The sequence below is a fragment of the Pectobacterium odoriferum genome (assembly GCF_009931295.1).
Classification (GTDB): Bacteria; Pseudomonadota; Gammaproteobacteria; order Enterobacterales; family Enterobacteriaceae; genus Pectobacterium; species Pectobacterium odoriferum.
The window spans coordinates 3,451,492-3,475,672 of sequence record NZ_CP034938.1 but is presented as its reverse complement, the minus strand read 5'-3'; the positions used below and the strand labels follow the sequence as shown (position 1 = coordinate 3,475,672).

General features: G+C 52.2%; 19 protein-coding genes. 6 read left to right on the top strand and 13 right to left on the bottom strand.

Going from position 1 to position 24,181, the window contains the following annotated elements:
- The first annotated feature begins 209 nt into the window (after positions 1–209).
- Positions 210–1,175: an aldo/keto reductase gene (locus EO763_RS15630; RefSeq protein WP_161529512.1), complete on the top strand. Its 966-nt coding sequence runs from the start codon at positions 210–212 to the stop codon at positions 1,173–1,175.
- 451 nt (positions 1,176–1,626) lie between these two features.
- Here the strand turns inward: EO763_RS15630 and EO763_RS15625 are convergent, their stop codons facing one another.
- From EO763_RS15625 to EO763_RS15600, 6 genes are all read right to left on the bottom strand, one after another.
- Complete coding sequence (locus EO763_RS15625) at positions 1,627–1,968, bottom strand: glucose PTS transporter subunit EIIB (RefSeq protein WP_010301002.1); 342 nt, start codon at positions 1,966–1,968, stop codon at positions 1,627–1,629.
- A gap of 150 nt (positions 1,969–2,118) precedes the next feature.
- Positions 2,119–4,179 (bottom strand): beta-galactosidase, encoded by a 2,061-nt coding sequence (locus EO763_RS15620; RefSeq protein WP_161529511.1) that lies wholly within the window; start codon positions 4,177–4,179, stop codon positions 2,119–2,121.
- 39 nt (positions 4,180–4,218) lie between these two features.
- The gene (locus EO763_RS15615; RefSeq protein WP_161529510.1) at positions 4,219–5,436 is read right to left on the bottom strand and encodes a glycoside hydrolase family 53 protein; all 1,218 of its coding nucleotides are present in this window, start codon (positions 5,434–5,436) and stop codon (positions 4,219–4,221) included.
- Positions 5,437–5,471: 35 nt separating this feature from the next.
- The gene (locus EO763_RS15610; protein WP_161529509.1) at positions 5,472–6,320 is read right to left on the bottom strand and encodes a sugar ABC transporter permease; all 849 of its coding nucleotides are present in this window, start codon (positions 6,318–6,320) and stop codon (positions 5,472–5,474) included.
- Positions 6,321–6,332: 12 nt separating this feature from the next.
- The gene (locus tag EO763_RS15605; RefSeq protein ID WP_161529508.1) at positions 6,333–7,649 is read right to left on the bottom strand and encodes a carbohydrate ABC transporter permease; all 1,317 of its coding nucleotides are present in this window, start codon (positions 7,647–7,649) and stop codon (positions 6,333–6,335) included.
- A gap of 87 nt (positions 7,650–7,736) precedes the next feature.
- Entirely contained in the window at positions 7,737–8,969 is a 1,233-nt protein-coding gene (locus EO763_RS15600; RefSeq protein ID WP_039492333.1) for an extracellular solute-binding protein, read from the bottom strand.
- A 492-nt stretch (positions 8,970–9,461) separates the two neighbouring features.
- Between EO763_RS15600 and EO763_RS15595 the strand changes: the two genes are divergently transcribed.
- Complete coding sequence (locus tag EO763_RS15595; RefSeq protein WP_161529507.1) at positions 9,462–10,544, top strand: ABC transporter ATP-binding protein; 1,083 nt, start codon at positions 9,462–9,464, stop codon at positions 10,542–10,544.
- A 512-nt stretch (positions 10,545–11,056) separates the two neighbouring features.
- On the opposite strand, the gene EO763_RS15590 is transcribed toward EO763_RS15595, so the two are convergent.
- Positions 11,057–12,364, bottom strand: a complete 1,308-nt coding sequence (locus tag EO763_RS15590) for a maltoporin (protein WP_161529506.1) — start codon at positions 12,362–12,364, stop codon at positions 11,057–11,059.
- Positions 12,365–12,848: 484 nt separating this feature from the next.
- Entirely contained in the window at positions 12,849–13,859 is a 1,011-nt protein-coding gene (galR, locus tag EO763_RS15585) for an HTH-type transcriptional regulator GalR (protein ID WP_029368336.1), read from the bottom strand.
- 464 nt (positions 13,860–14,323) lie between these two features.
- Here galR and galT point away from each other — a divergent pair, with 464 nt between their 5' ends.
- A complete protein-coding gene (gene galT / locus EO763_RS15580) occupies positions 14,324–15,364 on the top strand; it encodes a galactose-1-phosphate uridylyltransferase (protein ID WP_161529505.1) in 1,041 nt (346 codons plus the stop codon).
- 9 nt (positions 15,365–15,373) lie between these two features.
- A complete protein-coding gene (gene galK / locus EO763_RS15575; RefSeq protein WP_161529504.1) occupies positions 15,374–16,537 on the top strand; it encodes a galactokinase in 1,164 nt (387 codons plus the stop codon).
- A gap of 79 nt (positions 16,538–16,616) precedes the next feature.
- On the opposite strand, the gene mgtE is transcribed toward galK, so the two are convergent.
- Positions 16,617–18,095, bottom strand: coding sequence for a magnesium transporter (mgtE, locus tag EO763_RS15570; RefSeq protein WP_161529503.1), 1,479 nt, complete (start codon positions 18,093–18,095; stop codon positions 16,617–16,619).
- 220 nt (positions 18,096–18,315) lie between these two features.
- Between mgtE and EO763_RS15565 the strand changes: the two genes are divergently transcribed.
- Both EO763_RS15565 and EO763_RS15560 read left to right on the top strand, forming a co-directional pair.
- Complete coding sequence (locus EO763_RS15565; protein WP_010300970.1) at positions 18,316–18,765, top strand: MarR family winged helix-turn-helix transcriptional regulator; 450 nt, start codon at positions 18,316–18,318, stop codon at positions 18,763–18,765.
- Positions 18,766–18,951: 186 nt separating this feature from the next.
- Positions 18,952–19,377 carry an organic hydroperoxide resistance protein gene (locus tag EO763_RS15560; RefSeq protein WP_010285606.1) on the top strand — a complete coding sequence of 142 codons (426 nt, stop codon included), beginning with the start codon at positions 18,952–18,954 and terminating at the stop codon, positions 19,375–19,377.
- Positions 19,378–19,649: 272 nt separating this feature from the next.
- On the opposite strand, the gene EO763_RS15555 is transcribed toward EO763_RS15560, so the two are convergent.
- From EO763_RS15555 to ppk1, 4 genes are all read right to left on the bottom strand, one after another.
- Positions 19,650–19,865: a YfgG family protein gene (locus EO763_RS15555; protein WP_010300967.1), complete on the bottom strand. Its 216-nt coding sequence runs from the start codon at positions 19,863–19,865 to the stop codon at positions 19,650–19,652.
- A 234-nt stretch (positions 19,866–20,099) separates the two neighbouring features.
- Positions 20,100–20,288, bottom strand: coding sequence for a YjfB family protein (locus EO763_RS15550; RefSeq protein WP_039492322.1), 189 nt, complete (start codon positions 20,286–20,288; stop codon positions 20,100–20,102).
- A 231-nt stretch (positions 20,289–20,519) separates the two neighbouring features.
- Entirely contained in the window at positions 20,520–22,055 is a 1,536-nt protein-coding gene (ppx, locus tag EO763_RS15545) for an exopolyphosphatase (RefSeq protein WP_039492320.1), read from the bottom strand.
- On the bottom strand, positions 22,055–24,127 hold the full coding sequence (gene ppk1 / locus EO763_RS15540; RefSeq protein ID WP_161529502.1) for a polyphosphate kinase 1: 2,073 nt from the start codon (positions 24,125–24,127) through the stop codon (positions 22,055–22,057). Before ppk1 ends, ppx begins: the two co-directional genes overlap by 1 nt.
- Positions 24,128–24,181 lie beyond the last annotated feature (54 nt).

The window sequence follows — 24,181 nt, the reverse complement described above, 5'->3', positions numbered from 1 at the left end:
CATACCCGTCATACTTCGAGTTGCATGTGCGTTGGCTGCGTTCAGTCACCCGAATCACTTACCTGAGTAAGTTCATCGGGATTCCTTCGCTTGCCGCCTTCCTGAAACTCGAATTATTTAGGGTATAGAAAACGAACCGCCGTGTTTTACGTTGCAGGCTGGCGGGGCTTTTCATGATGTTTTCTGCATGATTCAAAAGGAGAGTGATTATGTCAGTATCAGATACCACACGTGAGCTTGGACGTTCTGGGGTCGTGGTTCCACCTTTTTCTTTCGGCGGTAATGTCTTTGGCTGGACGGTTGACGAATCGACGTCGTTCAGCCTGCTGGATGCGCTGCTGGCGCATGGGCTGAATTTCATTGATACCGCCGATGTTTATTCGCGCTGGGCTCCCGGCAATCAGGGCGGTGAATCTGAAACGATCATCGGTAACTGGCTGAAAAAAACCGGCCAGCGTGACAAGGTCATTCTCGCCACCAAAGTAGGTATGGATTTAGGTGATGGCAAGAATGGACTGTCTCCCCGTTATATTCGACAGGCGGTCGAGGCCTCATTACAGCGCTTGCAAACTGACTACATCGATCTCTATCAGGCACATACTGACGACAAAGATACGCCGCTGGAAGAAACGCTGGCTGCGTTTGATGCGCTGATTAAAGAGGGCAAAGTGCGCGCGATTGGGGCGTCTAACTACAGTGCGGCGCGTTTTGCAGAGGCGCTGAAAGTCAGTAAAGCCAACCATCTGGCGCGTTATGAAACGCTGCAACCGGAATACAATTTGTACGATCGGCAGGGTTATGAGGCCGCGCTAGAGCCGTTGGTGCGTGAGCAAGGGGTTGGAGTCATTAGCTACTATTCGCTGGCTAGCGGGTTTCTGTCAGGCAAGTATCGTCAGCCGAAGGATGCGTCGAAAAGCGCACGCGGGCAGGGTGTAGTAGAAAAATACCTGAACGAGCGCGGTCACACCATTTTGGAAACGTTGGATAGCGTGGCGAATGCGCATCAGACGACGCCATCGCAGGTCGCGCTGGCCTGGCTGATTGCACGCCCGAGCATCACGGCCCCAATCGCCAGTGCGACGTCGCTGGAGCAGGTCGCAGAACTGGCGGGCGCGACGCGGCTGGTACTACCAGCAGAAGATATCGAGCTACTGGATCGGGCGAGTCGCTATTAGGAAGCGGCTTTCTTCGTCACATTCTATGCAGGCTTGGAGATGGTTTCGTGCGCCATAAATGTCGTGACTTATGATGACCTTGTTGTTATCCGGCGTAAAAAATTATGCATCGGTAGGCTTGACCGCCGAGTGAGCGGCATGGACGCCGCGAAAGCCAGTGCCGCGTCGGACAAAAACGTCAGAGACGTTTTTGAACAGCACTTGTGCTGGCCCGAAGGGTGAGCCCCATTTATGGGGCGAGTAAACGCGTCACTGGCGGCTCGATTAGCGGGCATGAATACCGATGGGACCGCGTAGCGGCATAATTTCCGCCAAAAGCCTAGGGGTCACGGGGCGAGCGGCGTTTGAGCCGCCCCGTGTCGGGCGCGTGCTACGAGGTAGCATGAAAATGACGGTATTATCGCGCACGAAACCGCCCTAATAGTGGCATAAAAGTGACTACCTAAAACCACTACCGCGCTTCTGCTCCATCATCCTCAAACCAGGCGGCTAACTCGCGCCGCAGGTTATCCGACTGGGTGCCGAAGATGGCCTGCACCTGATGGCCGACGATGATCACGCCGATGGCGCCCAGTTTTTGCAAGCTGTCGCTGTTAACCAACCGTAGGCTGTGAACCTCGACCCGCAGGCGGGTGATGCAGGCATCCAGACTGACGATATTTTCTTTGCCGCCAAAGGCGGTTACCAACTGCTGCAAGTTTTCTTTGTCTAGCGGTGAAGCGATTTCAATCTCGGTAATTTGCTTACCCAACATTGATGCGAACAATTTCCGAAAATTGTGAATCTTGCCCATCGTAGTCACCTCTTCGTTTGTTTATCAGCGTGCGTATGATAATGCCGTTCACGTAACATTACTGTTAGGCGAAACACGGTGATGAGGTTCCGTAGGAACGTCTGCACTGTGCTCGCCCAGTAGCGTAATGCTTAACCGCAAGCATGAGCCTTACTGTAGCGCGCGGCGTAGAATCCGGCAGCCGTAGCCTGACAGGTCAATAACCCCTGAAAGCGTGCTGCCCGTCGTCATTTCCTCGTAGGTGGCAGGCAACGCGATCTGTTGCGGTGTTGCGGTGTAGTTCTGTACAAAGATGAACTCACTTTCCCCGTCATCGCGGCGATGAGCGACAATGCCGTAGGGCAGGTCGGTCGGCAGCGCACGCGGTAGATCCAGCGTCTGTATCAGCGTGGTGAAGAAATCACGCTGGAAGGCGAGATCGTTGCGCGACGCGATGTAATAGGCCTGCCCTTTGCCGTGATCATTGACCGTAACGGCCGGACGACCCGCGTAGAAATCGCTGTCATAGGTTGCCAGCGCCCGCGCGCCTTCCAAATGAATTAGCTCGCACAGGTGGGTGACCTGATACGGGCCGACCAGACGTTGCTCGTTACCGTCCAGACCGCTGATGCTGTTGCTTTCATGATCGTACAGCCCATCGATTTCTTCTGCCCAGATCCCCATGATCGGACGCAGCGGGCCAGGGAAACCGTTTTGGTGACACAGATCGGTTTCGTTGACGACGCCAGACCAGTAGGTGGTGACGAAGCGGCCGCCTTGTTTGACGAAGGCATCGACGCGTTCGGCAAAGCCATCGCGTACCATGTAGAGCATCGGTGCGATCACGAGCTGATAACCGCTGAGATCGACATCGGCGTTGATGATATCCACCGCCACGCCCTGTTCCCAGAACGTACGATAATGCTCGGTGACGGTTTTTTCATAGAACAGCCCCGCGTTACGCGGCCCTTGGGCGTTATCCATGGCCCAGCGGCTTTCCCAGTCGAAAATGATGGCGACTTTGGCGTCAACACGACTGCCCGCTACCGGTGCGAGTTTGTTGAGTATGTCACCCAATTCCTGCACTTCACGCCCAACGCGGGTGTCGATATGTCCGACATGATCGACCACGGCACCGTGGAATTTTTCAACGGAACCGCGGCTCTTACGCCACTGGAAATACTGCACGGAGTCTGACCCGTGCGCGACGGCCTGAAGCGAAGACAGGATATGCATGCCCGGCTTTTTCAGTTTGCTGATCGGCTGCCAGTTGGTCAGGCTCGGCGTTGACTCCATCAGGTAGAACGGTTTTCCACCTTTCAGCGTACGCATCAGATCGTGATACATCGCGGTGTAGGCACCCAGCGTGCAGTCATCTTCCGCATTATGCCACAGCGGGTAGCTGTCCCAGGAGACGAAGTCGATCACCTTCGCCAACTGCCAGTAGTCGTAATCATAGAAGTATTCCATGAAGTTCGTCGTCGTTGGCAGAGACGGATTTTCGGCTTTTAGCGGTGCAATTTCGGCGGCACAGAAATCGCTGACCTGTGAGGTGTTAAAGCGTTTCCAGTCTAGATTCAGGCCGTGAATAGACATTTCACCGATGGGCGACGGGGGTTCTAACTGTGACCAGTCGGTGTAGGTGTGGCTCCAGAAGGTACTCCACCACGCTTTATTCAGTGCGTCTATCGTGCCGTAGCGCGCTTTCAGCCAGTTCTGGAAAGTGCTGCGGCAGGTATCGCAGTGGCACTCGCCGCTGTATTCGTTGGAAATATGCCAGCCGATCACCGCAGGATGGTGCGAGTAACGCTTTGCCAACTGGGTGTTGATTTGTTTTACTTTCTCGCGATAGTTCGGCGAGCTCAGGCAGTGGTTGTGGCGACCGCCGTGCAGCGCCTGCACGCGGTTGCTGCCTACGCGCAGTACGTCTGGGTATTTCTGCGATAGCCAAGCTGGGCGTGCGCCGCTCGGTGTCGCCAGAAAAACAAAGATACCGTTGGCATACAGCGTGTCGAGGATGCCATCCAACCAACCAAATTCGTAGCGCCCTTCTTCCGGCTCAATCCCAGACCAGCTGAAAATACCCACGGACATGACGTTGCACTGGGTCTGCTTCATCATCTCAATGTCTTTTTCCAGAACCTCTGGGTCGTCCAGCCATTGGTCAGGGTTATAGTCTGCGCCGTGCAGCAGAACAGGCACTTTGCTGCTTAGCGGGGGGAATTTGAACATCGTTCTCTCCTAAACGGGTTGTCACGCTCTGAATACGGTTTACGGCTTAAACGCTTTGATGGAAGGCAGTACGTTGCCTTTGCAGTCGAACAGCGCCTGATTTTCCCGCGCGTTGCCTTCTTTCCATTCGTCGTTGTTGTATTTCATACCCGCTTTCGTGGCCCAGGTTGCGCCGGGGGTAGGCAGCCAGATTGGCTCCCAATAGAAGACGCCTTTACCACGCTGATTGGGGACGTTGATGACGCTTTGCATCAAATCGTGCAGGTAATTGGCCTGACCCTGAACGGAAGCGGGGTAACCGCCGGCATCCAACTCTTTTTGCTGGAAGCTGTTTTCCGCGTTATCGCAGTTTTCCAACGTGTAAGCATAGGCGGCTTCAACCACGATGATGTCTTTATTGTAGCGTTTGGTGACGTCGTTCATGTTGTACTGCAACGCGCTGATGGGGCCGTTCCAGTAGGTGTAGAATGAGGCACCGATGACGTCAAACGGGACATTACGTTTGACGATTTCATCGAACCACCAGATAAAGGTATCGTTTTTGGTGCCTTCCGCCAGATGCAGCATGATCTTGACGTTATTCGCGCCCTGTACGTCCTTCACGCCCTGAATACCGGCTTTCAGCATCGCCGCGAGGCGATCGAATTCGCCGCCACCCTGACCCCAACTTTTTCCTTCCGGCCACAGCATTCCGCCGTTCAATTCGTTACCGATCTGCACCATATCCGGCATGACGCCCGCTTTCTGGAATTCGCTAATCGTGGCCTTGGTGTAGTCATGTACGGCAGTCGTGAGCTGCGCTGCGTTTAGGCCAGACCAGGCTTTGGGCTTGTTCTGGTGGGCCGGGTCGGTCCAGAAATCGCTGTAGTGGAAATCCAGCAGTATTTTCATTCCGTTCGCTTTGGCGCGTTTAGCCAGTGCCAGCGTGGTCGCCAGATCGTTGTTACCGCCGCCGTAACCATTGCCCGCTGCATCTTTCGGATCGTTCCAGATGCGCAGACGGATATAGTTAATGCCGTTCTCTTTCAGGATCAGCATGGCATCTTTCTGTTTGCCATGTTCGTCATAAAATTTTCCGCCGTGCTTTTCCACCTCGTTCAGCATGGAAATATCCGCGCCTTTAATGAAATCGGCAGGGACGTTCGTCAACTTATTGATCGTCACATTCTCTGCGGCATACAGGGTTTGCGGCAGGGATAAGGTCAACAGGCCAGTTGCCAACATGGCGGCCATCAGTACGCGTTTTTTCATTTTCATTTTACGTTCCTGGAATAGGTACAGATGTTGAGTTATTACCCTTTGGTTCCGCCTGAGGTCAGGCCGGAGACAAAGTACTTTTGCAATGAAAGATAAAGAATGGCGACCGGTACCGCGATCAGCACGGCTCCAGCGGCGTAGGTGGTGTAGCTGGCTCCCATCTTCTGCGAGACCAGGTTGTACAGCCCGATGGGCAGCGTGTACTGATCCGGCGTGCGCAGGATGGTGCTGGAGAGAATGAAGTCGCCCAGCGGGCCGGTAAACGAGAACAGGGCGATCACTGCGATGATCGGTTTGGACAGCGGCATGATGATCTCGATAAAGATGCGAAAGTTGCCTGCGCCGTCCATACGTGCGGACTCATCCAGATCTTTCGGAATGGCATCCAGATAGCCTTTCATCAGATAGGTATTCATCGGGATCATGCCGCCGACGTAAACCAGCACCAGTGCAATATGGCTGTTCACCAGCCCCAGCATCTGCGCCAGTACGAAGATGGCGATCAGCGCGGAGAACTGCGGGATCATCTGCAACAGTAGAAACAACATCAGCCCACTCTGGCGGCCGCGAAAGCGGAAGCGAGAGAAGGAATATGCAGTGAAGCTGACGCTGACGAGCGTCAGAATCATGGTCAAGAAGCTGATTTTCATCGAGTTCCAGTACCATGCCGCGTAGTCAATCTGGCCGTTAAACAGCTCCTCATAGTGAATAAAGGAGAAGTTATCCGGGATGATTGAGGTGTTGAGCAGGCTGTTGCCGGGGTTCAGCGACGCGCCAACCGTCCAGATCAGTGGATAAATAATGATGACTGCCACGATCGTCAGCAGCAGGTAGGTCAGGCTGATTTTGATAAAATTCTGGCGTTTAACGCTGTGTTTTTTCATCTGCGCGCTTTCCTATGCCATGTTGTCTTGTTTGAAGGAATTGGTGGCGCGGAACTGCCACAGCGCGACGCCCACGACAAAAATCGACAGCAGAATGGTGATGCTGGCTGCGATCGCATACTGGGAAGAAGACATGGTCAGCTTATAAATCCAGGACACCAGAATATCCGTCCCGCCCGCGTTGGAGCCGATCACCGCCGGTCCGCCGTTGTTGAACAGATAGATGATGTTGAAATTATTAAAGTTGAACGTGTACTGCGTGATGATGATTGGTGCAATGGAGTAGAGCACCAGCGGCAGCGTGATGGTGGTCAGCTTGTACCAACTGCTGGCGCCGTCAATGGTTGCGGCTTCGTACAAATCGTCAGGAATCGCCTGCAATACGCCTGTCGTCATGGCGAACACAAACGGGAAACCTAACCAGGTTTGCATCAAAATCAGCGCGGTTTTGGTCCAGAACGGATCGGTCATCCACGCTTTAGGCTCAATCCCTAATGCGGCCAGAATGCCATTATTAATCACGCCAAACGTTTCGTTAAACATCCCCGCGAAAACCAGAATAGTGACGAAACCCGGCACCGCCCACGGCAGGATCAGGATGGTGCGGATCAGCGGTTTGAAACGCAGGCCCTTCTGGTTCACCAAAATCGCCAGCAGGATGCCTACGGCGCACTGGAGTGTGGTCGCAATCAGCGTCCAAATCACCGTCCATTGCAGCACGTCAAAGAACGTTGAGCGCCAGAGATCGAGCCGGAAGATGTTGATAAAGTTCGTCATCCCTACCCAATCGACCAGCTTGGCGGGTGGCGTGTGATAGAGGTTGTAATTGGTAAAGGCAATGGAAAAGCCGAAAATAATTGGGAAAACCACGACAAAGACCAACAGGATGAAGCCAGGCGTGATCATCAGATAAGGGAAGCCTTCGCTCAGCAGCATCTGATATTGCTTTTTCACGCTGTTCAACGGCAGACCTTTATCGCGTCTGGCACCGCACGCGTAGGCATCGCGCAGGCTCAAATAGTAAACGCCAACGCCAAAAGCGGCGACGATCACGCTGATAATGCCTTTTGCCAGCAGAAAAATAGAGTGATCGCGCGGCAACTCAGTGCCCAGCGTGATGAGCCCCCAGGCGCCGTTGCGCAGGAAATCATGGAATATGCCGATGAAGCAGGCCATGACGATAAAGAAAAGTGCGCCTTTGACGAACTGGCGATTATAAATCTGTCCAAGTCCGGGGACGATCGCCAGCAATACAGCCGTTCTGGCGTGGCGACATCCTCTCTCTTGTGGCGTAAGGCCGCTGGCGTTGACGGTCACATCTACCTCCATTTTCTTAAAACATGGGTATCCCTCACATCCCGAAACCGATTGGGGAGAAATAAGGGATCCCATGTTGACCCACGGTGGTGCGGGGGATTACTGGTTACTGTGGTTAGCTTCGATCTGCATTTTGATAATCTTCACGGCAGATTCCAGCGCCGCTTTGGTGTCCTGCTTGCCCGTTACGCTCAGTTGCAGCGCGCTGTTCGCAGGTGTCCAGACTTCCTGCATTTCCGGTACGCTCGGCATAGGAACGGCATAGCCAGACTGGATCGCGACAGCACGGGATTTTTCGTCATCCTTAATCAGCGGATCGTCAACCAGCGCCGCGATAGGTGGGATTTCACCGGTTAACTGGAAGCGAATTTTGGCGTACTCAGGCTGATTGATGAACTCAATGAATTTCTGCGCTAGCGCTTTGTTTTTAGAGTAGGTGGAGATGCTGTAGCCTTTCACGCCCAGCAGCGAACGCGGATGCTCGCCGTTTGGCAGCAGCGGCAGTGGGGCTACACCATAGTTTACGCCCGCGTTTTTGTACGGCTGGAACGCCCACGGACCGGTAATCACGGCAGCGGCTTTTTTCTCGGTAAACAGGGAATCGATGGCGTTAGCGCCGGTTTCACCGACGATGCCCGGTGGGAACAGGCCATCGGCATAGAATTTCTTGATGTAGTTGACGGCATCGATAGTGGCTTGTTTATCCAGACCGATGTCTTTTACGTTTGGTGAACCGTTGCTGTTCTGCCCGAAAATGTAGCCACCCATCCCGGCGATGACGCCATAGGCGTAATAAATTTCATCAAACTTCGCCAGCAGGCCATAGCGGCCTTCCGCACGTTGCTGTTTGGAGAAGGTGAACAGATCGTCAAATTTTTCCGGCGGCTGTGGCATCAGGTCTTTGTTGTACACCAGCACGGTGGTTTCAACCGCTTTCGGCACGCCGTACAGCTTACCGTTATAGGTTTGTGCTTCCAGCGCTGGTTTGGTGAAACTCGACAGGAACGTCTGATCCAGCTTCAGTTCGCTGATCAATCCCTGAACGACGGCGGTACCCACCTGATCGTGTGGCATCACGATCACATCTGGGCCGATTCCTGCTGGGCCATCCAGACGGAGTTTCTCAATCTGCTGCGCGTAGGGCGTTTCCAGTACTTTTATTTTGACATTATTCTGTTTTTCAAAGGCTTTGATCGCCTCGGCGATGCCGTCGGATTTCTTGATATCTTCCCATACCAGAAGTTCTTTGTCGGCTGCCAGCGCTGATTTGCTGAGTACGCCGGTGATACCCAGTGAAATCATAATGACGGTGGCCAGTGTTTTCATTTTCATCATTAGTCCTCAAAGCCCTGGTGGGCCCATCATGGTAGGAAATCGTCGCGTACTTTCCGCTTTCGCCGTTTTTGCTGTCTCTGTGCGATGTTGGTGTAACGTTACATCACACGGCAGTACACCGCAGGGAATGGGGCATCTAACAGTACACGTTTTTTGGCGATCGTCGCTGTGTGGTGCTTGACGCTTTATTACGCGTTTTCCACAAACTAGGATAACGGTTACACCAATGGCGATTACATTAAGCAGAGTGCGCCACGTCTGCCAGCGAAACATGTAAAGGCTGTGATCTTATGCACAAAAGTAACCCCCTGTTTGTGCAAACGGTTACACCATGCTGTTATATTGCAATTATGACCAGCGTGCAGGTAAACCTGGCCGGATGCTAATGCATCTCGAAGGGCTACCGAGCCATTTTGAGTCGACGACCACTGGGCCGTTGTGACTCAGCGCTTATATCCTGAAAAGCAAAATTATCAAGAGGTTACCGTTATGGCGTCGATCCAGTTGGATAGAGTGAGTAAGCATTTTGGCAAAACGATTACGCTTCACGATGTGAATCTGACGATTGCGGATGGAGAGTTCGCCGTTTTTGTTGGGCCGTCTGGCTGTGGTAAGTCGACGTTGCTGAGAATGATTGCCGGGCTGGAAGATGTCACGGGCGGTGAAATCATGATTGATGAGGCAGTGGTGAATGATGTTGCCCCTGCTCACCGTGGTGTGGCGATGGTGTTCCAGTCTTATGCGCTGTACCCGCACATGACCGTCGCTGAGAATATGGGCTACGGCCTGCGCGTGAATGGCGTCCCGAAAGACCAGATTAAGCACCAAATCGAGATGGTGGCGAAGACGCTGCAACTGTCTCACCTGCTGGAGCGTAAACCGAAAGAACTATCCGGTGGGCAGCGCCAGCGCGTGGCGATAGGGCGTGCTATCGTGCGTAACCCGAAAGTGTTCCTGTTTGATGAGCCGCTGTCGAACCTGGATGCAGAGCTGCGCGTGGATATGCGATTGCACATTGCCAAACTGCATCAGGAATTGAAAACGACGATGATCTACGTGACGCACGATCAGGTCGAAGCCATGACGCTGGCCGACAAAATCGTGGTCATGAATTACGGCAAAGTCGAGCAGGTCGGATCGCCGATGGAGCTTTATTATCATCCCGTTAATCAGTTTGTCGCGGGCTTTATCGGCTCGCCAAAAATGAATTTCCTGCCTGCGCAGGTTATCGATTGGACGCCGGATAGCCTGACGGTGAATGTTGCCGAGCAGTTGCAGCTTGAGCTGCCGATTCGCACTGGCGAACTGACCGTTGGCAGCACGATAACGCTGGGGCTGCGGCCGGAACACGTGTCACCGGAAGGTGAGGGGATACCTCTGTCATTCGGTTGTGAAGTCGTCGAACGTTTAGGTAACAGTACCTACCTGTTCGGACAATGCTGTGGCATCGATAGCTTCAAACTTCTGCTGGCGGGCGACAGTGCCTTCAAGCCTTATGAACATATTGAGGTCTTCTTCTCCCCGAATAACTGTCTGGTGTTCAACGCCGATGGCCTGCGTATCAGTGAGTAGTTAAGTTTTTGAATCGCTTGATCTGAATAGCAAAACCCCTACTAAACAGCGCCCGCGAAGGGCGCTCAACCTTAATTGCTGCTGATAAAATCATCTGTCTCTCAATATTCCGCTGTTTTGGGTTTCTCTGGCGTAAAAAATTGCGCTGAGGTGGGCGTGGCCGTCGGGTGAGCCGCATGGATGCGGCGAAAGGCAGTGCCGCGTCGGGAACGCGTCACTGCCGGTCCGAATATCGGCCACGAACGCCGAAGGCATCGCGTAGCGACGCAATTAGCGCCGAAAAGCCAGTGGTCAAGGCGCTGCGGCGATTGAGCGCGCCTTGTCGGGCGTGTGGTGAAATCACAGATTTGCTCGGTAGTTAACACGCACGAAATTTTCGCACTACCACACAGGATGCAGTGAACATTTTACAGCGGATACCATCCGCAACAGAAAAAGGCTTTCCGTAGAAAGCCTTTTGGGAAACGCCCGACGGGAATGATGGGCCCGTCGAGCTGAGGGTTAGTGCGGTATTACCACCAGGCTTCTGCCTGAATGCCGAAGTTCACTGCATTGCTGCGAGCGTCGTTGAAGGTGTTGCGGTTTTCATTTCCACGGTTTTGGTAAGACACGAAGAAGCGCAGTTCCGGGCGTGTCATCATGGGAATATCGGCGGTGAAGGCGTGTGCCAGCGTGTATTTCTCACCACTGTATTTGGTTTCTGTACCCGCTTTCCAGCTATCTTTTTTCTGATATGCGCCGGCTTCCAGATAGGTTTTTTGGTTCTTGGTCCAGACATATTGGCCGCGACCTACCGCAGACAATAATTCTGTGCTGTCGCGCCAGCGGCTGATTTCATCCGCTTTACCGTAGGTCAGAACATGGCTAAGAGAAATATTATCAGTGATTGGTAGGTCACCGGTCTGAATGACGCGGTAGCCTTTGGCGCTGTCGTTGATGCTCCAGACGTCATACCAGCCGCCGCCCTGATCGACCATGTTGTGCGCCAGCCCTTTGTCGGCATATTGCAGCACCAGTTTCTGGTTAGATTTGAGGCCGGAGAAGTAGTGGCTGAGCTCGCCAGTGATCATCATCGAATTTTTAGGATCGAATTTTTGCCCTTCCGCGAGGAAGATATTTTTCTGCGTGTCCGCTTCATTTGGCATCGCGTAGGAGATACCGAACTCCGTCCACGCGCCGTCCCACGGTTTCCAGCCTGCATAGCGTGCGTCCAGATAGTTGATATTCAGATCGTCGTAGGTATCTGTTCTGCTTTGACATTCCTGACTGTTAATGCTGTTGCTACAGTCGACGTTCATGTTTTCAGCATCGGCACGGATCCAGGCAAAAGAGAACGCGCCTTCGCCCGCTTTGACGTTTTCGATCCCGGCACCCGCACCGGAGATATTCCAGTATTTGGTATCGATGATGTGCAAGTCATGACGCTGATAGTAGCGTTTCCCCGCCCAGACCGTGGCATCCGGCAGTCCAGGTACAAAGCCTTTTGCCTGAAGGTTTAACTGGCGCAAACCAAACTCGGCATCGTCATTTTTTGTCGTTTCATTATCGTTCGAGCCATTGGAGAACATGGAAATCATGCTATCGAAGTAAAACGTTTTCCCATTTTCGTTATACAGCTGCTGCCCTAATTGGATTTCGCCGTAGGTGTCATCTTCGTTACCTAATCTTCCCACATAACTTTTATCGGCTGCCTGTTGTTTTCCGTGGTTTGATGCACCCACGCCAGAACGGAAGTATCCTGAAAAATCAACAGAATAAGAAGGGGATGCCAGCATTGCCAAACTCAGCGCAATGGATGTTGTCAGCAGTTTTCTTTTCATAATATACCTTTCGCTTATTCGGGTAAGAATGTGGATGTTCCAAATAACATGACGTGAACGGAGGTAAAACGTTTCCACTCATGGCGAAGGATTATGGGGGAATAAAATGGCGTGTGACATGATTGTTCTCACAAAATACAAAAGAGTTACACCAATATTTACACTGATGTAACGATGTTACTGGTGGTGTTTTGATTATTTATCAGCGCTGGAGCGGTGTTATTCGCTGCGTAATGATGTGTAACTGGTTACACGTTTTTCTGGCGCGTCTAAAATGCAGCATAAAATTTTTTTATGTCAGAATCGGTGGCGTTACATAAAAGGAGTGATGCGATGCCGAGTAGGAAACATTTTTGGAATAGAGGGAAAGGAGGTCAGTTAAAAGGAAAGCGCAAACAAGGGGTGAGGTCAGAAGGCAATGATGTCGCTACCTGCCTGATGCAAATGAGTATTGCGTCAGGCAAGCGACATTGGTGAAAGGCGACTACTTCTTACGGGCCGGGGGACTCACCGAATGGCGGCGTACCAGCGTCGGGCTAAACATATTCGTGGTTTCACTGAGCTGTTTACCGTGAGATAGCGCGATGGCTAATTCTGCGGCCTGAATTGCCATGGCGGAAACCGGATAGTGCACGGTGGTCAGGCGAGGGCGGAGGTAGCGAGCGATCAATACGTCATCAAACCCAATCACCGACATATCCTGCGGTACGCTGATGCTGTTATCACTCAGGACAGAAAGCGCGCCTGCGGCCATGGAATCGTTGTAACACACGACTGCCGTCATGTTGCCGCCCCGACTCAGGAGTTCCATCATGGCCGATTCGCCGCCCACCTCGTCTGGCGAGGCGCGGGCAATGAGACGTTCATCCCGTGCGATGCCGTGCTCTTGCAGCGCATCCACATAGCCTTGCAGGCGGTCGGCGGAGTCGGAAATTTGGTGATTAGAGCAGAGAAAACCGATCCGCTGATGTCCTTCCTGAATTAAATGACGTGTTGCCAGCCAGGAGCCGTAGCGATCGTCGAGTGCAACGCAGCGGTTTTCATAACCGGGTAAGGTGCGGTTGATGAGCACCATATCAGGAATGTGACTCATCAGCGCCGCCAACTCCTCATCTGAAAGCATTTTTGCATGCACGATCAGCCCCGCGCAGCGGTGGCGAATTAGCTGCTCAATGGCTTTCTTTTCCTGCTCGGCATTGTGGTAGCCGTTACCAATCAGCAGGAAGTTTCCCGTTGCCTGAGCAATTTGTTCGACAGATTTAACCATCGTCCCGAAAAAGGGATCGGATACGTCTGCAACAACCAGTCCCATGGTTTCTGCACTCTGGTGTGCGAGCGCTCTGGCATTGGCGTTCGGATGATATTGCAACTCCGCCATGGCCTTGTGTACGGCTTCCCTTGAGGCGGTACTGGCTTTGGGCGAGTTATTAATCACGCGCGAAACCGTAGCGACTGATACACCTGATAGACGAGCAACATCCTTTATTGTGGCCATTGGCATTCCTGAGCGGTCAAATGCGTGGTGAGGCGGACCGCAGCCTAACGCACACGTTAAAAGAAAAAATCGATTACTTATATTTATAAATGTACAGGTTTTTGGGGGATGTTACCTATCCGACCACCTTTCCTTTTTGATCCAGACCGTACTTATGTGATCGCTATCAACAATCATCGGTCATTTCTCTCTTCCAAAATACCATTTCGGGGTTTAAATTTAGGGTAACCGATTACACTTATATGGTGACTGAAAGATAGCTGGCTATCTTTATTCAGCATTATTACAGCTATTTTATCCATGCCATATAGTGAAACTGATTACATTAAGGGGTTTTTCTGGCTGAGTTTACAGACAGACCTGATGCCTCTCTGAGATCTCTGACGGACTGTTAGCGCCATACAATGGGTTGCGGATGGTGCCGCGGTTGTACCGAATTTGTGTTTTGTATTGAGGAATAGCTTATGCAGTTTGAGCCGACTGAACATCCGCATCGCCGTTTTAACCCGCTGAAAGGCGAATGGATTCTGGTTTCTCCGCATCGTGCCAAGCGCCCCTGGCAGGGGCAGCAGGATGAACCGGATTGTGCCACGCCGCCACCTTACGATCCGACCTGCTATCTGTGTGCGGGCAATAAACGCATTACTGGCGATATCAACCCGCACTATCAGGGCACCTTTGTTTTTACGAATGATTTTTCGGCTCTGATGGAGGACACGCCGGAAGCACCGTCGGGCGACGACGAACTTTTCCGCGTGCAGCAAGCCCGTGGCGTCAGCCGTGTCATCTGTTTTTCCCCCGATCATAGTAAAAGTCTGCCACAGCTTTCGCTGCCAGCGCTGAAAGCGGTGATCGATACGTGGAGCGATCAGACTGAAGAGCTGGGCAAGCGGTATCCGTGGGTTCAGGTCTTTGAGAATAAAGGGACGATGATGGGGTGCTCCAATCCCCATCCGCACGGGCAGGTTTGGGCTAACGATTTTCTGCCGAACGAAGTACAGCGTGAGGATGAGCAGCAGCGAGACTATTTCTCTCGTCACGGTTCGCCTCTACTGCTGGACTACGTTCGCCGCGAGCAGGCTGACGGTTCGCGCATCGTGGTGGAAACGGAACACTGGTTGGCGGTTGTCCCTTACTGGGCCTCGTGGCCGTTTGAAACACTGGTGCTGCCCAAGTTCGCCGTACAGCGGTTGCCACAGCTAAATGACGTTCAGCGTGACGATCTGGCGCTGCTCCTGAAAAAGCTGACCAGCCGTTACGACAATCTGTTCCAGTGTTCATTCCCCTATTCGATGGGGTGGCATGGCGCGCCGTTCAAGGGTGATGACATCGCACACTGGCAGCTGCATGCCCATTTTTATCCCCCGTTATTACGTTCCGCCAGCGTGCGCAAATTTATGGTCGGCTATGAAATGTTGGCTGAGGCACAGCGTGATCTGACGGCAGAGCAGGCCGCTGAACGTTTACGCAGCGTGAGTGATATCCATTTTCGTGAGCAAATTTGAGGTCATTTTATGAGCCGTATTGATTCTCTACGTCAGTTAACCGAGTCTGTTTTTGTCCGATTATTTGGCTATGCGCCGCACGCGGCTATTCAGGCTCCCGGTCGGGTCAACCTGATTGGTGAGCACACCGACTATAACGATGGCTTTGTCTTGCCTTGTGCTATCGATTACCAGACGGTGGTCAGCGCGGCGGTACGTCAGGATGGCATCGTGCGGGTGGTAGCGGTGGACTTTGACAACCAGCAGGATGAATTCGATCTCGCCAAAGAGATCGTGCCTCACCCGGACTATACCTGGGCGAACTATATCCGTGGAACGGTGAAATTTTTGCTGGCGCGTGGCCTGCCGCTCACTGGCATGGATATGGTTGTCTCCGGTAACGTGCCTTCTGGCGCAGGGCTAAGTTCATCGGCCTCGCTGGAAGTGGCTATCGGGCAGACGTTCAAAGAGCTGAACGATCTGGACATCAGCCAGTTGGATGTGGCCTTGAACGGTCAGCAGGCAGAAAACCATTTTGTTGGTTGTAGCTGCGGCATTATGGATCAGTTTATTTCCGCTCAAGGGCGTGTCGGTCAGGCGCTGTTGATCGACTGCCGCTCTCTGGAAGGGCGTTCTGTACGTATGCTCGACGGCGTTGACGTGCTGATCGTGAATTCCAACGTGCGTCGTGGGCTGGTGGACAGCGAATACAACACACGTCGCCAGCAGTGTGAAGCCGCGGCGCGTCACTTTAACGTCAAGGCGCTGCGCGATGTTTCACTGTCGCAGTTTGAAGCGGGAATCGAGGGGCTGGATCCGGTAGCGGTACGCCGTGCGCGACATGTTATTACCGAGAACCGCCGTACGCTGGAAGCGGCCGATGCGCTGGCGCGTCAGGATGCACACCGTTTGTTTACGCTGATGGCGGAATCGCATGTCTCCATGCGCGACGATTTTGAAATTACCGTGCCGCCGATCGATGCGCTGGTGGAACTGATTCAGGAGTATGTGGGTGAGCGAGGCGGTGTACGTATGACAGGTGGCGGTTTCGGTGGCTGCATTGTCGCCCTTATCCCCTCGGCGCTGACAGACGAAGTCAAACAGGTGATTGAACGTGAATATCCGGCGCGTACCGGCCTTCAGCCGTCCATCTATTTGTGTCAGGCATCCGGCGGTGCAGGCCGTGTGAGTTAAGTTCAGGTTGGGAAAGGTGAGCGAAAAGGGCTTTGATTAAAGCCCTTTTTACATTTCATGTGTTTTACATTGCATATGTTTAAGGCAGCAGGAACAGCGTCGCCAGCCCAAGGAAGATAAAGAAGCCGCCGGTATCCGTGATCGCCGTAATCATTACGCTGGAGCCGATGGCTGGATCGCGGCCGAGTTTCATCATGATTAGCGGAATAGCGACGCCCATCAGCGCGGCGAGCAGCAAGTTCAGCAGAATCGCCAGCATCATCACGCCACCCATCGCGGCGCTGCCATAGAGTAGGAAGGTTACCAGGCCCATAATCGTGCCCCATATCACTCCGTTTACCAGCGCAACACCTAATTCTTTAAGCAGCAGGTACGATTTCTTGCCGTGTTCAAGCTGATGCAGCGCCAGTGCACGTACAATCATGGTGATCGTCTGGTTGCCGGTATTTCCGCCGATACCGGCAACAATCGGCATGAGCGTCGCTAGCGCCACCAAATGGGACAGAGTATGTTCGAACAGGCCGATGACGCGCGAGGCAATGAGCGCCGTACAAAGGTTGATGGCCAGCCACGCCCAGCGATTGCGGAACGATTTATACACGGGTGCGTAGACATCTTCAGAGGGCGTTAACCCCCCTGAACGCCGCAGGTTGCTGTCGCTTTCCCGGTTCACGACGTCGAGGATATCCTCAATCGTCAGGCGTCCCATGAGTTTCCCTTTGCTATCGACCACGGCGCTGGAAATTAAATCGTAACGCTCAAAAGCCCCTGCGGCTTCTTCGATTTTATCTTCAGGCTGGAACCGCAACGGCTGATCGTCCATGACGTCAGTAACCAGAGCATTAGGCGAATGGAGCAGAATGTTGGCCAGTGATAGCTCGCCGATCAGCGTGTTCTTGCGATCGGTAACAAACAGTTTATCAGTGGAATTGGGGATTTTTTTGCGATAGCGCAGATAGCGCTGTACGGCCGCGAGCGTGACGTCGGCGCGCACGGTGATGAGCTTGAAATCCATCATGTGGCCGAGGCAGTCTTCATCATAATTGATGGCGGCGCGTAACTGCGCGCGCTGCTTCGGCTCAAGCGAAGTCAGTATTCTGCCCAGCAGATGGCGGGGGACGAGGCGAGATAGCTGAGCCTGCTCATCAACATCCAGTATCCGAACCGCTCTCAGGATTTCTTTGTCCTGCATATCGCCGATCAGATCGTCAGAAATGCTATCAGAGGCCTCAATCAACACGCGGCCGCGCTTCTCTATGGGGATAAGCCGCCAGAGCGCAAGCCGTTCATCCTGCGGTAAGGACTCCAGCAGGTCAGCAAGGTCAGCGGCATGCAGCCCGATGATAAGCTCGCTAATTTCTGCGGTTTGATCGAGCAGGATGCTTTTTTCTCGCAACCTGATTTTGTTATTTAATGCAGCATTGTCGCCCAACGTTGCGTTATTGCCTGTTGTAACGCGCGGTTGCCGGTTGATAATGTCTTCAACCAGTTCTTTATTTTCCAATAGCAGAAGGGAGATACGGCGTCGGAGGTCGGTAAGTTTTTTTACACTCGACATAATGTTTTATGCTCGATCTGTTTTTTATCCGTGTTTTATTAAATGTAGCTCAGAATCAGTAGATTAAGAATAGGATTACTGGCGAATTGCTGCCTGAAAGGTGTGCGATAGCGCACCCAGGCGTATTTTTTATGAAAAATTTTACCTAACGAGTTATTAAATCGCTTGCTACTTAGTTTTTGGCGATATACAGTCAGTTCCAGAAACGTAACAGATACTGATGGCAGAGACGATGAACGACAACGCTTACAAACTGGATGGGCAACTGTGCTTCGCACTGTATTCAGCCAATCTGGCGATGAATAAACTGTATCGTCGTTTGCTGTCTGAACTGAATCTGACCTATCCCCAATATCTGGTGATGCTGGTGCTGTGGGAGCGTGATGGTTTGACGGTGTCTGAGCTGGGCGAGCGTTTGTATCTCGATTCCGCCACGCTAACGCCGTTGCTCAAGCGGTTACAAAGCGCGGGCTTAGTGGTGCGTAATCGGGGAACCGAAGATGAGCGTCAGGTGCTGATCGGGTTAACTGAAGCTGGGCGAGCACTTCAGCAACAGGCACGAGCGATTCCTGAAAGCGTGTTTTGCGCGACGGAATGCCACCTTGACCAGTTGCAGACGATCAAAAAAGATTTAGAGACGCTGCGTAAGAATCTGATTGGGCACCTTTGAAGATACTCGCGGTTGCCTTGGGCATCCGAAGCCTGTCAGACAGCGTCACATTTGCTAAGTAGCCTGTTTTTAAGTGTTTTGTTTTAAGTTTCTAAGTAGTGCGCGATTTAATTTTTCGCTATTTAATTGGGCCTGAGTAGCATCTATACTGCCTTAGGTCATTCCTTAACTGTCTGGAGTCACATTATGTCTATTGAAAAAGTATTATACGTTGCTCATGCTCAAGCTACCGGTGGTCGTGATGGTCGTGCAGTGTCTTCCGATAAAGCGGTTGATATTAAATTGACGACCCCACGTGAGCTGGGTGGCGCAGGCGGTGAAGGGACGAACCCAGAGCAGCTGTTCGCTGCGGGCTATTCTGCCTGTTTCCTTGGCGCGATGAAGTTTGTCGGTGCGCGTGAGAAAATTGCTGTCCCTGCTGATACCACGGTAAACGGTAGCGTAGGTATCGGTGCCATCCCGACAGGATTTGGTATTGAAGTCGAACTGAAAATTTCTCTGCCGGGCCTGGATCGTGCCGTGGCCGAAGATCTGGTGCAGAAAGCTCACATCGTTTGCCCATATTCCAATGCAACGCGCGGCAACATCGACGTGACCCTGACTATCGTCTAAGTCCGTTTTGAAGCAAGTGCATTACTAGTTGATGAAAACGATTGATTGATGAAAACGGTGGCTGCGAAGATTCGCACTGCCGTTTTTTTATGACGGACATCCTCGTCCGTCACCCTTCGGGCCGTTGCTACGCAACGTTGAAAAACGTTCCCGACGTTTTTTATTGGTACGGCATCACTTGAATGGGCAACGGCGTGAATGACAGGTACAAGAATACGAAGACAATAAAGCCTGATAAAAAAAGAGAATATAAGGAACGGGTTGGTTAAGCGCTACTCTTTCTGATTGACGAGTACGTTGGCAGGAAGCAGTAATTGTTCAGCACGCTGCTGCTGTTTGTCTTGGTGATGACCAAACGCGGTGATGGTGGAGTAAGCAAAACGGCCTAAAAGAATGATGAAGCTGATGAGTAAAACGGCACGGGCGATCCGAGAGCCACTTCGTCGCGGGCGTATCGATAATCGTCGTTTGTGGGTAAGCGTGGACATTACCAGTTAATCCTCTGTGAAAGCGAACATTCGCTGTTGTTTATTTAGGCACAAGCAGTAGGGGAGGTCAATCTACCTCAGTGAAAAAGATGATGGTCGATCCGGTTTTCGCACGTTCGGTGCAAGGAGAAGGGGGATAAACCCGCGTGAAGAGGAAAGAGCATAAAAGGGACAAAGGGAATCAGTAAAAAACCCGCTCAAAAACGGATAAGCGGGTAGTGTGGTACAAGGGGATTACGCCGTGGTATTGACGTTACGCCCAATTGCCGGATTTGCTGGCAGAGGGGGTAATGCCTGTAAAATACCTAAAGCAACAGCCTCTTGGCTATCGAGCGCTTTTTTCAGCACAAGCGCACTGGCCTCACTGCTGGTACGCAGGTTGCTGAGGTCGGTAGCGAGTGATGCAATCTGTGATACATCCATTTCACTCTCCTTAACACTGAGTTGGATTGATATCTGGTATGGAAAGGAAGCGCCCCTTTCCGCCGAGCTTGCATGATGTTGGCGAAAATTCTCGCCAGCCATCATTTGGGTATCGGCCCCATCTCTGTAAACTTTACGTTAACCGGCTTTCACCGGCCAGCCAAGTTGCACATTTTTGCGCCACTTTACTGTTCGGCGTAGGCTCGGTTTTCCACGTAACATTTTCATCAATCAGGCTTTCTCTTCCTCAATCATCAGCTTCCAGCCGGTGACATCCTGCCAATATACCTGTTCCCGTTCCAAATCCAGCTGTACTAGCGTGTTGTTGGTAAAGAAGTCGCGTGGGAACGTCAGCGTCCAGTAGTTATCATCGGTATGCAGCTGTAATGATTCCGGCGTTGTTGTTGCCTGACGCTGGTTATTCAACAGTGTGGCAAGGCGCAAGAGCTGCATCATGGGCAAATACTGTTTCTTTTTGAACAGGTTCAACCGCGGCAACTCTTCCAGCTTGATCGCTTTACGGTGCAACCGCACGATCATGGACAGCACAAGCTGCTGTTCCTGATTGAAGCCGGGCAGATTGGTATTTTGCAGAATGTAAGCGGAATGACGGTGCATGCCGCTATGGTTAATGCCCAATCCAACCTCATGCAGCATGGAAGCCCAGTTCAAAATAGCCTCAAGCTGTGGATGCACCAGATTAGGATTTTGCTCTGCCCACTGCGCATAAAGCTGCTGCGTGGTTTCCCGCACGCGTCGCGCCTGCTCACGGTCGATATTGTAATGGGTCGCCAGGCTCTGCGCGGTACGGATACGAATATCCTGATGGCGGAAACGCCCTTCCATTTCGTACAGTACACCTTCGCGCAGCGCACCATCAGACAGACGTAACTCTTTGATCGCCAATGCATCGAAAATACCACACAGAATAGCCAGACCGGGCACCAGCACCGACTGACGGTCTTCGGACAACCCCGGCAGACTCAGCGCTTTGAAGTGCTTAAACTGCAAGATCTGCGTGCGTAGCATTTCCAGCCGCTCAGGCGTAATCAGGCCATCTTTCTCTCCCATCTCCACCAAAATTTCATGCGTGGCTTTGATCGTTCCAGACGCGCCGAGGGCGAATTTCCAGCCATATATACGGTATTCCCAGGACAGCGTTTCCAGCTTTTGCGCGGCGGCCAACCGAGCGCGCTTGAAGTTGGCTTCGCTAATTTCACCATTTGGGAAAAACTGCTGTGCGAAGCTGACGCACCCCATACGACGACTTTCCACCAGCATCGGCTCGAAATCCTCACCGATAACCAGCTCTGTAGAACCGCCGCCGATGTCGATGACCAGCTTGCGGCCTTTTTCCGGTTGCGTATGCTCCACGCCCATAAAGATCAGGCGGGCTTCTTCATGGCCGGAAATGATCTCTATCGGATAGGGAATGATATCCGCCGCGCGGCGCAAAAATTCCTGCGCGTTAGCCGCCTGACGCAGCGCGTGCGTTCCGACGATGGACACGTTCATTGCTGGGAAGCCTTGCAGGCGTTCAGCAAATAGCGCCAGACAGCTCAGGCCGCGTTGAATAGCTTCTTCGCTGAGCATGTTTTTGCTGTCCAGCCCGTCGGCCAGGTGCACCCGCTGTTTTAAACGTCCCAATACCTGAAGCGCACCGTTTACCACGCGTGCGATCACCATGTGAAAACTATTGGAACCCAGGTCGATAGCCGCGAATTCTTGCGGCTTTATCTCGGTTTTTTCATTGTTCGTTAACGGCATTATTCAGACTTATCTCCAGGTTGTTCCAACGCCTTGATGTAGTCGTAAATGGCATTTTGCGCGCGTACTTTACGCTTGTTGCCGCGTGAGACATAGCGGTTGCTCGATTCTTTATCAATGACACGGGCTTTTACCGTATCGCTGAACAGAATATCCAGCGTCTCCAGCACGCGGTTTTTCAAAATGGGATCCAGAATTTCCACAGCGACTTCAATGCGATAATCAATGTTGCGTGTCATCCAGTCTGCGGAAGAGAGGTAGACTTTCTTATCTCCGCCGTTGTTGAAGACATACACCCGATCGTGTTCCAGATAGCGGTCAAGAATACTGATGACCTGAATATTTTCGCTGATCCCCGGCAAATTAGGGATCAGCGAACACATGCCGCGTACCAGCAGATTGATTTTTACGCCCGCAGACGAAGCCTTATACAGCTTTTCTGCCAGCCCCTTATCCACCAGATTATTTACCTTAAGCGTAATGCCTGCATCACGATTCGCCAGCGCGTTTTCGATCTCGGTATCGATCAGTTGGTAAAGCTTGTCGCGGGAATTTTGCGGTGACACCAGCAGGTGCTCGAAGCTGACCGGACGGTAGGGGTTTTCAATGAAGTTGAAGACGCGACGGACTTCGTTGGTAATGCGTTCGTCGGCGGTCAACAGCGAGTAATCCGTATACAGGCGGGCGGTTTTCTCGTTGAAGTTACCGGTGCCGATGTGCGCGTAACGCACGATGTTTTCCCCTTCGCGACGGGAAATCAGGAACAGTTTGGCGTGAATCTTCAGCCCAGGCACCGAGAAAATGACGTGCACGCCCGCTTCCGTCAGGCGCTTAGCCCAATGGATGTTTGCCTCTTCGTCAAAGCGTGCCTGTAGCTCTACCACGACCGTCACTTTCTTACCGTTGTGCGCCGCATGGATCATTGAGGTAATGATGCGTGAGTCTTTGGCGACGCGGTAAATATTGATTTTGATGGACAGCACGTTAGGGTCGAAAGAAGCTTGTCGCAGCAGTTCCAATACGTGCTCGAAGGTGTGGTACGGGTAATAGAGCAGAACGTCGCGCTCACGGATCGCATCAAACCCATTGCGAAAATTGTTGAACCCAGTGTGCCGCAGGCGGGGCAAGGGTTTGTTGACCAGATTGGCGCGTCCGACGTTCGGGAAAGAAATAAAGTCTTTGAAATTATGATAACGACCGCCGGGGATAACGGAGTCAAAAGAAGAGATCCCCAGTTTCTCTTGTAGCATCGCGACCATGGCATCCGGCATGTCGCGCTGATACACAAATCTCACCGGCTCGGCGGTTAAGCGCTGCTTCAGGCTAGAAGACATCAACTCCAACAGGCTGGATTCCATTTCCGTCACCAGATCGTATTCTGCATCGCGCGTCATCTTCATGGAGTACGCGTTCAGCGCATCGTAATCAAAGAAGCCCTTGAAGATATCATCCAGACAGTAACGCAGAATGTTATCGATGAGAATCATGGTCTTACGGCGGCGCGGCGCTTCCGCTGGCAGGTTGACGAAGCGAGGTATTTTATCCGAAGGAATTTCCAGCAGGGCATAATTGATCTCATTGCCACGAATAATCTCGACGGCAAGATAGGTATAGTTATCCTTCAGGAACTCCACCAGATTGGTTTCGTTAAAGATGAGTATTGGCGTGATGTGCGGGCGCAGATATTGCCGGAAGTAGTCCCTCAGCCACTCTTGCTGATTAGGGGAAACCTGACGCTCGTTGACCAGAAAAATTTGGTTACGCGCCATCTCCAGCAGCAGCTCGTTGTACAGACTATCGAAAATTTGATCGGTTTTTAGTACGCGCGCCTGAATTTTGCCTAAAAGGTGACGCAGATTACCGTCCAGACCTTGTTCTTCGTTAATCAGAATGCGTCTTTTCAAGTCGGCAAAACGGACTTTATAAAATTCATCAAGGTTGCTGGAGTAAATGCCAAGAAAGCGCATGCGTTCGATTAACGGATTGCTTTTATCTGCTGCTTCCTGAAGTACTCGTTCATTAAAGGATAACCAACTTAATTCTTTCTCTATGTAGAGTTTGTCCTGACCCATTGTCACTCCGCTCAACTCATGTACTGAAGGTTCATCCAATATTCATACCCTTCC

What these genes read in the sequence shown, in the direction of transcription:
- EO763_RS15630 (WP_161529512.1), top strand. Translation starts at nt 210, where the DNA reads ATGTCAGTATCAGATACCACACGTGAGCTTGGACGTTCTGGGGTCGTG.
- EO763_RS15625 (WP_010301002.1), bottom strand. Translation starts at nt 1,968, where the DNA reads ATGGGCAAGATTCACAATTTTCGGAAATTGTTCGCATCAATGTTGGGT.
- EO763_RS15620 (WP_161529511.1), bottom strand. Translation starts at nt 4,179, where the DNA reads ATGTTCAAATTCCCCCCGCTAAGCAGCAAAGTGCCTGTTCTGCTGCAC.
- EO763_RS15615 (WP_161529510.1), bottom strand. Translation starts at nt 5,436, where the DNA reads ATGAAAATGAAAAAACGCGTACTGATGGCCGCCATGTTGGCAACTGGC.
- EO763_RS15610 (WP_161529509.1), bottom strand. Translation starts at nt 6,320, where the DNA reads ATGAAAAAACACAGCGTTAAACGCCAGAATTTTATCAAAATCAGCCTG.
- EO763_RS15605 (WP_161529508.1), bottom strand. Translation starts at nt 7,649, where the DNA reads ATGGAGGTAGATGTGACCGTCAACGCCAGCGGCCTTACGCCACAAGAG.
- EO763_RS15600 (WP_039492333.1), bottom strand. Translation starts at nt 8,969, where the DNA reads ATGAAAATGAAAACACTGGCCACCGTCATTATGATTTCACTGGGTATC.
- EO763_RS15595 (WP_161529507.1), top strand. Translation starts at nt 9,462, where the DNA reads ATGGCGTCGATCCAGTTGGATAGAGTGAGTAAGCATTTTGGCAAAACG.
- EO763_RS15590 (WP_161529506.1), bottom strand. Translation starts at nt 12,364, where the DNA reads ATGAAAAGAAAACTGCTGACAACATCCATTGCGCTGAGTTTGGCAATG.
- galR (WP_029368336.1), bottom strand. Translation starts at nt 13,859, where the DNA reads ATGGCCACAATAAAGGATGTTGCTCGTCTATCAGGTGTATCAGTCGCT.
- galT (WP_161529505.1), top strand. Translation starts at nt 14,324, where the DNA reads ATGCAGTTTGAGCCGACTGAACATCCGCATCGCCGTTTTAACCCGCTG.
- galK (WP_161529504.1), top strand. Translation starts at nt 15,374, where the DNA reads ATGAGCCGTATTGATTCTCTACGTCAGTTAACCGAGTCTGTTTTTGTC.
- mgtE (WP_161529503.1), bottom strand. Translation starts at nt 18,095, where the DNA reads ATGTCGAGTGTAAAAAAACTTACCGACCTCCGACGCCGTATCTCCCTT.
- EO763_RS15565 (WP_010300970.1), top strand. Translation starts at nt 18,316, where the DNA reads ATGGCAGAGACGATGAACGACAACGCTTACAAACTGGATGGGCAACTG.
- EO763_RS15560 (WP_010285606.1), top strand. Translation starts at nt 18,952, where the DNA reads ATGTCTATTGAAAAAGTATTATACGTTGCTCATGCTCAAGCTACCGGT.
- EO763_RS15555 (WP_010300967.1), bottom strand. Translation starts at nt 19,865, where the DNA reads ATGTCCACGCTTACCCACAAACGACGATTATCGATACGCCCGCGACGA.
- EO763_RS15550 (WP_039492322.1), bottom strand. Translation starts at nt 20,288, where the DNA reads ATGGATGTATCACAGATTGCATCACTCGCTACCGACCTCAGCAACCTG.
- ppx (WP_039492320.1), bottom strand. Translation starts at nt 22,055, where the DNA reads ATGCCGTTAACGAACAATGAAAAAACCGAGATAAAGCCGCAAGAATTC.
- ppk1 (WP_161529502.1), bottom strand. Translation starts at nt 24,127, where the DNA reads ATGGGTCAGGACAAACTCTACATAGAGAAAGAATTAAGTTGGTTATCC.